The organism is Deinococcus psychrotolerans, from assembly GCF_003860465.1.
GTDB lineage: Bacteria > Deinococcota > Deinococci > Deinococcales > Deinococcaceae > Deinococcus > Deinococcus psychrotolerans.
On sequence record NZ_CP034183.1, the window covers coordinates 2267064 to 2279572 of the forward strand.

At 62.9% G+C, this 12509-nt stretch carries 10 protein-coding genes; 5 read left to right on the plus strand and 5 right to left on the minus strand.

Annotated features, from left to right (window positions below):
* Nucleotides 1–6 precede the first annotated feature (6 nt).
* The 3 genes from EHF33_RS11190 to EHF33_RS11200 form a co-directional block, all read right to left on the minus strand.
* Complete coding sequence (locus EHF33_RS11190) at nucleotides 7–1095, minus strand: M20/M25/M40 family metallo-hydrolase (RefSeq protein WP_124871389.1); 1089 nt, start codon at nucleotides 1093–1095, stop codon at nucleotides 7–9.
* 176 nt (nucleotides 1096–1271) lie between these two features.
* Nucleotides 1272–1685 (minus strand): hypothetical protein, encoded by a 414-nt coding sequence (locus tag EHF33_RS11195; protein ID WP_124873110.1) that lies wholly within the window; start codon nucleotides 1683–1685, stop codon nucleotides 1272–1274.
* A gap of 264 nt (nucleotides 1686–1949) precedes the next feature.
* Complete coding sequence (locus EHF33_RS11200) at nucleotides 1950–2447, minus strand: DcrB-related protein (RefSeq protein ID WP_124871392.1); 498 nt, start codon at nucleotides 2445–2447, stop codon at nucleotides 1950–1952.
* Nucleotides 2448–2630: 183 nt separating this feature from the next.
* Here EHF33_RS11200 and def point away from each other — a divergent pair, with 183 nt between their 5' ends.
* The 4 genes from def to EHF33_RS11220 all read left to right on the plus strand — a co-directional run bounded on the left by def (nucleotide 2631) and on the right by EHF33_RS11220 (nucleotide 6783).
* Nucleotides 2631–3299, plus strand: coding sequence for a peptide deformylase (def, locus tag EHF33_RS11205; RefSeq protein WP_420889942.1), 669 nt, complete (start codon nucleotides 2631–2633; stop codon nucleotides 3297–3299).
* The gene (gene fmt, locus EHF33_RS11210) at nucleotides 3296–4246 is read left to right on the plus strand and encodes a methionyl-tRNA formyltransferase (protein ID WP_124871395.1); all 951 of its coding nucleotides are present in this window, start codon (nucleotides 3296–3298) and stop codon (nucleotides 4244–4246) included. Before def ends, fmt begins: the two co-directional genes overlap by 4 nt.
* A 49-nt stretch (nucleotides 4247–4295) precedes the next feature.
* Nucleotides 4296–5264, plus strand: a complete 969-nt coding sequence (locus EHF33_RS11215; protein WP_124871398.1) for a GNAT family N-acetyltransferase — start codon at nucleotides 4296–4298, stop codon at nucleotides 5262–5264.
* Between the two features lie 169 nt (nucleotides 5265–5433).
* Nucleotides 5434–6783, plus strand: coding sequence for a BCS1 and AAA domain-containing protein (locus EHF33_RS11220; protein ID WP_124871402.1), 1350 nt, complete (start codon nucleotides 5434–5436; stop codon nucleotides 6781–6783).
* 72 nt (nucleotides 6784–6855) lie between these two features.
* Here EHF33_RS11220 and alaS read toward each other — a convergent pair whose 3' ends face one another.
* Nucleotides 6856–9543, minus strand: a complete 2688-nt coding sequence (gene alaS / locus EHF33_RS11225) for an alanine--tRNA ligase (protein ID WP_124871405.1) — start codon at nucleotides 9541–9543, stop codon at nucleotides 6856–6858.
* Between the two features lie 88 nt (nucleotides 9544–9631).
* Here alaS and EHF33_RS21110 point away from each other — a divergent pair, with 88 nt between their 5' ends.
* Entirely contained in the window at nucleotides 9632–9784 is a 153-nt protein-coding gene (locus EHF33_RS21110; protein ID WP_164473460.1) for a hypothetical protein, read from the plus strand.
* A gap of 33 nt (nucleotides 9785–9817) precedes the next feature.
* Here EHF33_RS21110 and ppk1 read toward each other — a convergent pair whose 3' ends face one another.
* Nucleotides 9818–12067: a polyphosphate kinase 1 gene (gene ppk1, locus EHF33_RS11230; RefSeq protein ID WP_124871408.1), complete on the minus strand. Its 2250-nt coding sequence runs from the start codon at nucleotides 12065–12067 to the stop codon at nucleotides 9818–9820.
* Between the last annotated feature and the right edge of the window lie 442 nt (nucleotides 12068–12509).

Here is a 12509-nt window from a genome sequence, read left to right on the forward strand (position 1 = left end):
TTCCCCTCACTCGTGCATGTAGCCGCGCACGAAGCGCTGTAAAATGCCCAGCCCCACGCTGAGGCTACTTGGCTGCACCCACTCGTCTTCCCGGTGGGCATTGCCGCCCCGGTACACGCCCAGCGCCATCGACGGCACGCCGTGCGGCGCGGCGGCGTTGGCGTCGGTGCTGCTGGCGGCAGTTTTGAGGTCGATGCCCACCGGCTGAGAAGCCAGCCGCGCCAGCCGTAGCAAAGTATCGGAGCGCAGGTTGCCGCCGGGTCTGTCGCCCACTTGGTCGAGGCGCACCTGCACGCCCGCTTGTCTGGCCGCGCCCTGCACGGCGTAGCGGGCCTTGTTGTCGAGGTCGGCCAGAAGCTGGGCGTCGAGCGAGCGCAAATCGAGCAGCAGTTCGGCGCTGCCCGCGATGCTGTTGACGCTGTTGCCGCCCGACGCCGTGCCGACATTTAGGGTGGTGCGCGGGCTCTGCGGCAGCGGCAGGGCGTAGAGCGCAGTGATCGCCAGTCCCAGCGCGTGCAGGGCGCTGGGCGCTTGGTCGCCCCACGAGTGGCCGCCCTGACCCGTGAAAGTCACGCGGTAGCGCCGCACCCCCACCGCTTTGGTCACGGCCACGCCGAGGTAGCCGTCGACCGCCACAAACGCCGAAAGTTCAGGAGCGTGCGCCGAGAGCAGCGCCTTTGCGCCGCGCAAATCGCCCAGCCCTTCTTCGCCGACATTGGCTGCCAGCCACAACGGGCGGCGCAGTTGAGCCGGATCGAGGTCGCGCAAAAAAGCGCTCAGCACTGCCAAGCTCGATGAATTGTCGCCCACGCCGGGGCCGACCAAGCGTCCGCCTTCCTCGCGCACGGTGACGTCCGTTTGTGAGCTGAAGACGGTATCGAGGTGGGCGGCCAGCAGCAGGGCTTTGCTGTGCGGCGAAGCGGCGCTCGACAAACTGACGCTCGGCCCCAGCTTGACCAAAACGTTGCCCACCGCGTCACGCTCGGGGCGGTAGCCGAGTTCTCGCCACAGCGTTTCAATAAGCTGCGCCCGCTCCTCCTCGTGAAAGGTGGGCGCGGGCGTTTGGGCAATGCGGGTCAGGTAAGCAAGCGGCACAGCCCCAGTCTAAACCACTTGGGTGCAGTTTAGGCCGTAGCTCAGTACGGCTAGATTACCGTTTCGGGATTCCGCGTCTTGGGCAGAGCGGCACCTACCGGCCTCTGCCCACTCCGCTCTATTTATCTAAAGCTAAACATTGACGTACTTAAGCAAGACTCAAGGTCAATTGGGTTTTAGCGGTTGCCGCGCAGGAGTTGGCTGCCGATCACGCCGGCCAAGCCCACCAATCCGGCTTTGACGAGGGGGCTGCTGAGCATTCCGCCTTGTCCGAACGCCGACTCCAAGGGGCTTTTGCCATTTTGTACCGGAGCCTGCGCGGCTTGGCTGTAGGCGTTGGCAAGTTCAGCCGGATCGTTGGCATTGACGCTCTGCACAGGGTTGTTGGGGTCTTGGACGATGGCATTGCCGATCTGCTGGCGCTGCTCCTGCGGCATGTTCTGAAAGTAGCCGCCCAGCACCTGGCTGCGCTCTTCGGGGCTGGCCTGCTGCAAGTAGCTGTGGACGTAAGCGGCGGCTTCTTCGGGGCTAACGACGCCGTCGCCGTTGGTGTCGCGGGGATCGGCCGCCTGCGACATGCGCTGGTGCATTTGCTGGGCCTGGGGGTCTTGGGTGCCGCCGAACAGATTGGTCAAGCTGTTGAGATCAAAAGCCATGATGGTGCCTCCTTACCCACTTCCCCTGACTGCCTGAACCACGCCGAGAAGCGGGCGGCAGAAAATGGTATGGGTTCTTCCTTTTCAACGGTAAGACGCCGACGCTTGGCCAGCGTGAGACACACCTAAAGCCTTCTGAACGCTCGGCGCGTTGGGCCTGCTGCGCTCAGCGAACTGGCCTCCTCACGCGCCCAGCCTTCAGTTGATCTTGAAGCTGTTGAGCATGGCGTTAGCAATCAATTTGTCGGCGTCGAAGTTGGCCTGCGGCGCGGCGAACGTCAGAATATAGGTCAGGTTGTTTTTGATGGTAAACACCTGAACCCAGTGCATCGGCACGTTTTGCTGGCTGCCGACGTAGTTGAGCAGGTGGCCCGGTAGGCCGCTGACTTTGACGTCGGCGTCGCTGAGCATTTGAAGGTCTTTGACTGCTTCGCCGGCTTGCTGGAGCGCCAAGGCCCGCACGTCGGCCAGCGTCACTTTGAGTGAGGTGGCCGATTTGGTTACGGTGACATTGAAGCTGGCAGGCACGCTGCCGCCGCTGCTCGGCGCGGCGAGGGCCACGTCTACGCCCGCGACTTTTTTGCTTTGCCAGTCGTCGGGCACGCTGAGGGTGTAGGGGTAGGCTTTGCTCTTAAAGGTGGCGGCTTGGCTGCTGCCGAGCAGGAGGGCCAGCAGCAACACGGCGGGGCGTTTCATAAATGCAGGCTAGCAGTGAGGAGCTGATGGAGGGTGAGCGGCTGGATAGATATTCAAGAGTGGATACCCGAACATACCCGAACCCAATACCCAAACTCAGGCACCCAGGCTCGGGGCTGGGCACTCCACTTGGTGAGGCGTGTTCCTGCAGCCTGGCCCGAATGCCGTAAAATAAGCGGCACTGTGCCTAATCCTGTCCTCAAACCCCCTGCGCTCAAACCCAAAGTGCTGCGCCCCCAGCCCAGCGCCTATCCGATACGTCTCTACGGCGATCCGGTGCTGCGCCGCAAAGCCAATGCCGTCAGCGATTTTGCCGCGCCCATAAACGTGCCGGGTTACGCCGCCGCCAGCCTCAAACAAGTTGCCCGCAGCTTACTCGAAACCATGTTTGAAGCGCGGGGGGTCGGGATTGCCGCGCCGCAAGTCGGCTTGTCGCAGCGCCTCTTCGTGGCGGTGGAATACGAAGACGACGAAGAAGAAAACGAAGGCCAAGACCGGCCCCTCAGAAGCAAGGTGCTGCGCGACTTCGTGTTCGTCAATCCGGTGATGACGGTACTCAACAAGAAAAAAGATGCGGATCTCACCGAAGGCTGCCTGAGCATTCCCAACATCTACGAAGAAGGCGTCAAGCGAAACCGTGCCGTGCGGATCGATTACTTTGATCTGGACGGCCACCCTCAGAGCGTCGAGGCCGAGGACTATCTGGCCCGCGTCTTTCAGCATGAAATGGATCACCTCAGCGGCGTGCTGTTCTTGGATCATTTGCCTGCCAGCGTGACCGACGAGTACCGCCGGGAACTGAGCGCACTCCAGCGCCAGGCCAAAGCCAACCTCAAAGAGTTGGAAGGTTGAGCCAGCGCCGTAAGGTGGCGTTTTTTGGCTCGCCTGCATTTGCGCTGCCGGTGCTGGACGCTATTCTGGCCGCGCACGAGGTGGTCTTGGTGGTGGCCCAGCCAGACAAGCCCGTTGGGCGCGGCCTGAAGCTGACGCCGCCGCCGATTGCCGCCCGCGCCGCCGAACTCGGCTTGCCACTCGCGCAGCCGACTCGTCTCAAGAAGAACACCGACTTTGAAGCGGTGTTGCGCGGCAGCGGCGCGGAAGTGGCCGTGACCTGTGCGTATGGCAAGATTTTGCCCGCCGCCCTCTTGGAAGTTCCGAAATACGGTTTCCTGAATACCCACACCAGTGTGCTGCCCCAGTTGCGCGGCGCGGCCCCGATTCAGTGGGCGCTGATTTCCGGCCTGGACACCACCGGAACCACCATCATGCAGACCGATGTAGGCATGGACACCGGGCCGATTTTGCTTCAAGAAGCGCTGCCGATTGCGCCGGACTGGACGAGCTTGAGCCTCTCGGCGGCGCTGCAAACCCAAGCTGCCCGCTTGATCGTGCAGGCGCTGGACACGTTGGATACCCTGACGCCCACTGCCCAAAACGGCGCTCAGGCCACCCACGCCGCCATGCTGGACAAGTCGGACGGGGACGTGCGCTGGGCGGACTCGGCACAGGCCATCTATGACCGCTACCGGGGCGTGTATGCTTGGCCGCAAACCAGCGCTTTCGTGGGCGGAAAACGGCTCAAGCTGCTTGATATACGGCCCACTGAAGGCGCGGGCCAGCCTGCCGAACTGCTCGAAGTCAGCGCCGAGGGACTGCGGGTGGCCTGCGGTGAGGGCGCACTGCTCATCCGAACGGTGCAGCCGGAAGGCAAAAAAGCCATGTCTGCCGCCGATTGGCAACGCGGCAGCAGCTTGAAGGTGGGGGAGAGGTTTGATGGACAAGCGGGTCGCCAGTCCTAAGCCAGTGTGCCGATGCGCCGCCCCATAGCTTTACGCTAGACCCTCAAGCATGATTCAACTCACCTTGCGGCCAGCTACGCCGGACGATCTGCCGTTCCGGGTGGCGCTTCACAACCGCCTTCACCCCGATGAGCCAACTACACTGGCCGACGTGCAGCGCCAGAACGCCAACCGCCGAGCGGATTTGGTGTTGCGGCGTTACGTTGCTGAAGTCGGTGGGCAAGCGGTTGGGCTTGGCGTGTATACCCAGCAGGAGTGGATGTTTCACCCGCAGAAGTTTGCGGTGAACGTGCAGGTAAAGCCTGAATGGCAAGGGCAGGGCATCGGCAAGCACATTTGGGAACGGTTGGAAGAAGAATTGCGCAGCCTGAGCGCCATCAAGCTGTTTAGCTCGGTGCGTGAGGACGCGTCGCGGTCACTCAGATTTCTGATTGAGCGCGGTTTTGTGGAGGAGCAGCGTGAACGCGAGTCGGCGCTCAACCTGGCCGACGCCAATCTGAGCGGCCTCGATTCGGCCCTAGCGCGGGCAAAAGCGGGCGGCTACCAGCTACTGACCTTTGCCGAGTACGCTGCCCCCGATAAAGAGCGGCAGCTCTACACCTTCGATGAATCGGCCAGCCAAGACGAGCCGCATCCGCCGGACGAAGTGTTTACCTTCCCCAGCTTTGAGCGCTACTGGACACCTATTCACGCCAATCCCAACCTTGATTTCTCGCTGTGGTTTGTGGCAGTCAGGGAAGGCGAAATCGTGGGCCTGTCGCAACTCAATCCAGTGAGCGCCCAGCCAGACACCCTGATGACTGGCTTCACCGCTACGGCCCGCGCTCACCGCCGTCAGGGGTTGGCTTTGGCACTCAAATTGCTGGCGCTCAGCGAAGCCAAGCGGCGCGGCTATCTGCACGTCAAGACCGGCAACGATGCCACCAATGCCCCTATGATCGCCATCAACGACGTTGTTGGCTTCGTGCCGCAGCCTGCCCAGTTGTGGATGGCCTGGAAAGCGGAGGCGCAGAGCTGAGCCAGTTGGCCTAGCTCTGCGCCTCCATTTGGCACAGGCGTAAGCGTGAGGCTGCCGCTAAAGTTGAAGGGTCAAGCTACTGCGGCGCGACTGGCTTCCGGCCTCCCCGCTGTTCAACTTTTGCTTCCCCTCAGAATGCCTGCCTCTGCACTGGCAGCGCCCCCTTGCTATGTTGCATACTTTTTTTCAAGATTTTATTCACCTGATTTCCACGACCTTCAGCGGTAACGCCTTCGCTCAGGGGGGTTTGATGCTCGGCATTCTGGGCGCGGTGGCCGCTTACCTGCGCAACTTGCCCAGCGAGATCATTCAGCGCCTCAAGAACCGCCTGACCCTCACCATCGAAGTGCAGGGCGACGACGTGGCCTACACCTGGCTGACCGCCTGGCTGGCGGCCCAGCCGCAGGGTAAGCGGCTGCGGCACCTCGGGATTGTCACGCGCTATAACGAGCAACTCGGCGGCCACAATCTGCCGGTGGGCACCGACGCTGACGGCGACGACATCACCGTGCGCCTGATTCCGCTCAGCGGCCAGACATTGCTGCGCTACCGGGGCCACTGGCTGCTGGCCCGTCCCAGCCGCGAAAAACAGAGCGGTCAGGATCAGCGGCTGCTCGGCTACACCCAGACGCTGACCCTGCGGCTATTCGCGGCTTCCCGCCACATTTTGCCGGAGCTGCTGCGCGAGGCGTACACGGCCACTGCTGGAGCCAACAGCGGCAAACTGGAGATTCATATTCCCCAGTACAACGACTGGCAGGTGGCCGAGCGCCGCAAGGTTCGGCCCCTGAGCAGCTTGGTCTACGCGGCGGATCTGCTCGAAAACGTGCTGGCCGACGTGCTGGAATTTGGCACCGATCAGGCCTGGTACGCCGAGATGGGCATTCCTTACCGCCGAGGCTACTTGCTGCACGGCCCTCCCGGCAACGGCAAAAGCAGCTTGGTGGCGGCTCTGGCAGGCGCAGCGGGACTGAACATTTGCGTGCTGAATCTGGCTACGCCCGACCTCTCGGATGACCGGCTCAGCGCCCTGCTCTCCAGCTTGCCGAACCGCGCCCTGCTGCTCTTGGAAGACATCGACGCCGTGTTCAAGGGCCGCGAACCGCGCAGCCCCAGCGTCAAGCTGAGCTTCAACGGCTTGCTCAACGCGCTGGACGGCGTGGCTGCGGGTGAGGGCCGCCTGACCTTCATGACCACCAACCACCTCGGCGACCTCGATCCAGCGCTGATCCGTCCGGGCCGGGCTGATCGCCACATTCAGATCAGCAACGCCAGTACCGCCCAAATTGCCGGAATGCTGCGCCGTTTCTTTCCCGAACTGCCAGAAGCCCGCGCTGGTGCGCTTGCCCAGCGCATCCCCGAACAGACCCTCAGCATGGCCCGCGTGCAGGAGTATTTGCTTGAGCGGCGCGGCAACCTGAACGCGGCGGAAAGCGACTGGGCCGAGTTGTGCGTCACCGAGCTGGCTGTGGCGAAGGCCCAGCCCTGCCCCACGCGGCTGCGGCTGCAAAGCGCCTGAGCGACTGCCAAACCCTCCAAATAAAAGAACTCCGGCGCAGGGTGGCCGGAGTTCTTTTCGGTTTGGACTCTCTTAAAACGCTGTTTCTAGCGCTCCCAGTGCCGCTTCCGGGTCTTGCACGCCCGCCTGTGCCATATCAGGACGCCCGCCGCCCTTGCCGCCGCCTGCCGCCGCCAGCTTGCCGATGAGCTGGCCCGCGTGTGCGCCACGCGTCACGGCGTCCTTGGTAGCCTTGACCACTAAGCCCTTGTCGCCCACCACAATCGCCATATCCGCGCCGCTCTTGTCGAGCAGGTTGTCTGCCGCGCCGCGTAGCTCGCCCGCTTCAATGCCGCTGAGACGCGCCGTTGCCACCTTGAAGCCGCCCAGCTCGCGGGTTTGCGTACCGCCTTCGCCCGCCCCACCCATCTGGGCCTGAGTAAGCTGGCGGCGCACCTGCACGGTTTCCTGCTGAGCCGCTTTGAGTTGAGCCTGAAGCTGCGCCACCCGCTCCGGCAACTGCTCAGGGCTGGTATTCAGGTTGCTGGCCGCTTTGCCCGCAGAGGTGAGGCGCTCGCGCACCCAGCGGGCCGCCACGTCTCCGGTGAGGGCCTCGATGCGCCGCACGCCCGCCGCCACGTTTTCGTCACCCACGATCACGAACGCGCCGATATCGCCAGTCCGCTCCACGTGTGCGCCGCCGCAGAGTTCTAAGCTGGTCACGGTTGCACTGCCGTAAGGCACGCCGCCTTCCACCGTCACCATTCTGACCACGTCACCGTATTTTTCGCCGAAGAGGGCCATCGCCCCCGCTGCCCGCGCCTGGGCAATCGGCAACTGCTGCCAGGTCACGGCGAAGTTGGCGGTGATCCAGCGGTTGACCAGTTGCTCCACCTGACTGAGTTCGTCGGCGCTGAGGGCCGCGCCGTGCGAGAAGTCAAAGCGCAGGCGTTCGGGGGCCACCAGCGAGCCTTTTTGCTGCACGCCGCTCCCCAGTATCGCCCGCAGGGCCGCGTGGAGCAGGTGGGTGGCGGTGTGGTGGCGCTCAGTTGCTTGGCGCTCGGGGTTGACGCTGGCCTGCACCTTCTGGCCCACCACCAGTTCGCCGCTTTGCACCAGAACGCGGTGGAGGAAGACGCCCTGCGCGGTCTTGTGGGTGTCTAAGACTTGCGCTTCGCCGCCGTCCCATTCCAGCCGTCCGGTGTCACCCACCTCGCCACCACCCTCGGCATACAGGGGCGTGCGGTGCAGCACCACCTGTGCCTCGCTGCCCGCCGGAAGGTGAGGCAAGCTCTCACCGCCGCTGAGGATGGCCTGCACCAATCCCGACGCTTCAAGCTGCCCGTAGCCGACAAACTCGGTGGGCGGTACGTCCGCGAGCGTTTCGTCTGCGCCGCCGAAGAGTTCGGACTTGCCGTACTTGCTGCCCGCCCGTGCCAGTTCCTGATCTTCGGCCAGCGCTTTGTCAAAGCCCGCCTCGTCAATGCTGACGCCGTACTCCTCGGCAATCTCGCGGGTCAGGTCAATGGGGAAGCCGTAGGTTCCGTAGAGGGTAAAGGCGTCTTGACCACTCAATACGCTGCCTTTTTCCTGCTGATTCAGCAAGGCATCCAACCGCTGAATACCGCTCTCCAACGTCCGCAAAAACCGTTCTTCCTCGCCTTTCAGTGCCGCTTCAATCCGGCTCTGGTTTTCCTTCAATTCTGGATACGCCTCGCCCATGCTCTGCACGACTAGCGGCACCAGTTTGTAGATGCTCGGCTCGCGCAGGCCCAGCAGGTAGGCGTGCCGAGAAGCGCGGCGCAAAATCTTGCGGATCACGTAGCCGCGTCCGGTGTTGCTCAGCGCCACGCCGTCGGCCACCGTCATGCTCACGGCGCGGGCGTGTTCGGCCACCACCCGGTGCGACACGCTCTGCTCGCCCTCATAAGGCCTCTCCGACAGCTCGGCAATCTTCTCGATCAGCGGCAAAAATACATCGTTGCTGTAAAAGTCGGGAACATCCTGCACCACGCTGGCGACGCGCTCCAAGCCCATGCCGGTGTCGATGTTCTTGAACGGCAAATCTTTCAAAGTTGGCGTGCCGTCCGCCTGCGGTTCCTGGCGGTCATATTGCGGAAACACCAGATTCCAGACTTCCAGAAAGCGGGCGCTCTCGCGGGTCTGGTGGTAATCGGCCCACGAATCGTCGCCGTATTTGGGGCCACGGTCATAAAAAATCTCGCTGCACGGCCCGCACGGCCCATTCGGCCCTTTGGCGGGCGCGTCGGCGGGCCAGAAGTTCTCGTCCGCGCCAAAGCGGTGAATGTGGCTGGGGTTCAGGCCGATGTCCTGCGTCCAGTAGCCGAATGCCTCATCGTCGTCCTCGTAGATGGTCACGTACATCTGCTCGGCGCTCATGTTCATCCACTGCGGCCCGGTCAGAAATTCCCAGGCCCAGGCAATCGCCTCGCGCTTGAAGTAATCGCCAAACGAAAAGTTGCCCATCATCTCAAACAGGCTCAGGTGGCGGCGGGTGCGGCCCACGTTCTCGATGTCGCCCACCCGGATGCACTTCTGGGCGGTGGTCACGCGCTTGCTCGCGCCCTCTTCAAACTTGGCGGCAGCGCCCATGAACTGCGGCTTAAACGGCTGCATCCCCGCCACCGTAAACAGCGTGGTCGGGTCGGGGGCGATGCTGGAGTGCGAAGGCAAGCGCAAATGCTCTTTGGATTCAAAAAAGTGCAGAAATTTCTCGCGGATTTGGGCAGTGGTCAGAGTTGAGGTACGCGCAGAAGTCATGTTCAGCAGTATAACGGCGGGCCAAAGTGCTGGCCGTGCGGCAAGGAACGTTGGGAACCTGTGTCAGTTGGGACGCATACTCAGCTGTATGGGACTCCTGTTATTGGGCAGATTTATCGGCGTCGGGGTGTGGCTGAGTGTGCGGCAAGCGCGGCTGAATCAGGCGATGCGGCAGATGGGTGAAGGGCTAAGAGGCAGCGGGCCGTACGTAGGGCCAAAGTACGCTGGCCCGCCAGAATAAGGGGCGGGCCAGCAGCGTCTGAGTTGGGAGGTTCTACCCCAAAGTCCGGGCCGTCGGCAATTCTTCCGCGCCCATGAAGGCGGCTTGAGCGCTGCTGTCACCGCTGAGCTTGAGGTATTCGCCGCTGGCCGCCAGCACCCACGCGCCGCGTGTGTCGGCCCACTCGGTGTCGAGCAAGCTCAGCAGCTTGACTTTCTGCTTCTCGTCAAACAGTGGGGCAATCACTTCCACCCGCCTGTCGAGGTTGCGGCTCATCCAGTCGGCGGAACCAAAATACACGTCGGGGGCGCGGTCTTTGCTGGCTTTGGTGTGGGATTTATGCTCGCTGGCGTCTCCGGCAAAAGCGTAGATGCGGGCGTGTTCCAGAAAGCGCCCGATCAAGCTGCGAACCTCGATGTTCTCGGAAAAGCCCGCCACACCGGGGCGCAGGCAGCACACGCCGCGCACCATCAGTTGCACCTTGACGCCTGCCTGCGAGGCTTTATAGAGCGCCTCGATCATCTGCGGGTCGGTGAGCTGGTTGAACTTGAGCCGCGCCCAGCCGGGTTTGCCCGCCGCGACGTTAGCGGCTTCCCGCTCCAGCAGTTTCAGGAATCCACTGCGGGCGGTATCGGGGGCCACCAAGAGGTAGTTGTAATCGGCCTCGGCGTAACCGGTCAGGTGGTTAAACAGCGCCGCCACGTCTTCTCCAAGCTCATCGCGGGCCGACAGCAGCGAGAGGTCGGTGTAGATGCGGGCGGTCTTGGGGTTGTAATTGCCGGTGCCGATATGCACGTAGCGCTTGAGCTTCTCGCCCTCGCGCCGCACCACCAAAGTGACCTTGCCGTGCGTCTTGAGGCCGCTGACGCCGTAGACCACGTGCGCCCCGACCCGCTCAAGCTGCCGCGCCGAGGAGATGTTGCGCTGCTCGTCGAAGCGGGCCTTGAGTTCGATCAGGGCCACCACCTGCTTGCCGTTCTCGGCGGCGGTCCTGAGCGCTCCGATCAGGCGCGGGTCGTCTCCGGTGCGGTACAGGGTCTGCTTGATCGCCAGCACGTCGGGGTCGTTGGCCGCCGCCTGCACGAAGGCCAGCACATTGGTAAACGAGTCGTAGGGGTGGTGGAGCAGCACGTCGCCGCCGCTCAGGGTGTGAAAGATGCCCTCGTCGTCCTCCCCGCCGAGGTCGGGTACGCGGGGCGAGAAGGTCGGGAACTGCAAATCGGGGCGCTCGACGGGAAGGCCCATCAGGTTGGCGGTGCCGAGTGGGCCTTGCAATTCAAAAATGTCTTCGTCAGCGAGCTTGAGGCGGCTTCTGAGAAATTCGAGCATCGGAACAGGCATGTCACGGGTGACTTCCAGCCGCACCGCCGAGCCGAAGCGCCGCCGCCGCAGGCCGTCCTCGATGGTGGCGAGCAGGTCTTCGGCTTCTTCTTCGTCAAACTCGTAATCGGTGTTGCGGGTCACGCGGAACACGTGCGAGCGCAGCACCATGCGGCCCCGAAACAGCTCGCTGAGATGCTCGGCGATCACGTCTTCGAGGAGCAGCAACTGACCGCCGCATTTGACGATGCGCGGCAGCACGCCCACCGGCACCTTGACGCGGGCAAACTCCGGGTCTTCGCCCGCTCCGGCGTCGATCAGCACCGCCAAATTGAGGCTGAGGTTGCTGATATACGGAAATGGGTGGCTGGGGTCGACGATCAGCGGCGTCAGCACCGGCTGAATCTGCGAGAGGTACTGCTCGCGCAACGTGGCCCGCGCCCGCTTGCCCAAATCCTTGACCCGCCCAATTTCTACGCCCCGCTCTTGCAGCGCCTTGAAAATGCTGCGGGTGACTTTTTCGATGCCTTGCAACATCACGTGGGTGCGGGAGCGCACCAAGTTCAGCACTTCCTTGGGCAGCAGGCCGTCGAGACTCTTGGTGGTCACGTTGGCGGCGATCTGGCGGTGGACGCCCGCCACCCGCACCATAAAAAACTCGTCGAGGTTGCTGCCGCAGATGGCGGCGTAGGTTAGGCGCTCCAGCAGGGGATTGCTCTCGTTTTGCGCTTCAAACAGAACCCGCTCGTTAAAGGCCAGCCATGAGAGTTCGCGGTTGAGGTACGTGCTGTCACCCACCGCGCTGGTGCTCTGGGTCTCAATGCCCACGCTGCTGGGCGGCGTTTTGCCTGTCCCTTTACTCTTCGGGACAGCGGTTTTGGGGGTCGCCACCTTCTTGGGGTCTGCCACCTTGAGGTCTGCGGTTTTGGGTTCCGGGGCCGAATGCTCCCCACTCGGCGCTGGTTTGGGGGTTTGCTTATTCATGGTTTGGATTCACCGCTTTGGACTGCTTGAGAATGAGGCTGTTGGTGAAGGAGTCTGAACGGGCCGTGCCGAACTGATATTAGAAAACAAACAAGTCAGCGGAGCGTGAGTTGACCCGCCGGGCGCGGGAAGGTGTCATGAGCCTAACGCTTCGGGCAGCGCAGGCAAAACAAGAAAGGTTAAGGTTGGATTGGCACAGGGCAAGTCGTGCACGATGACCGCGCGGCGTTTAGAGGAGCCGGTGCAGGAATTGACGGTGCTGACCGAGCTGGAAGCGGCGGCGCTCGGGCTGCTTGCATTTTTTGTGGAGCAGTAGGGGGTTCAGCTTATTTGCAGGCACGGGCCGCAAAGGGGAGCCGCAAAAAATTTGGCGAACGGATGGCTTTCGTTCTCGTAAGGGAATCGGCTTCTGAAAACTGCCCCGCGCCCACCACCGAGCCAA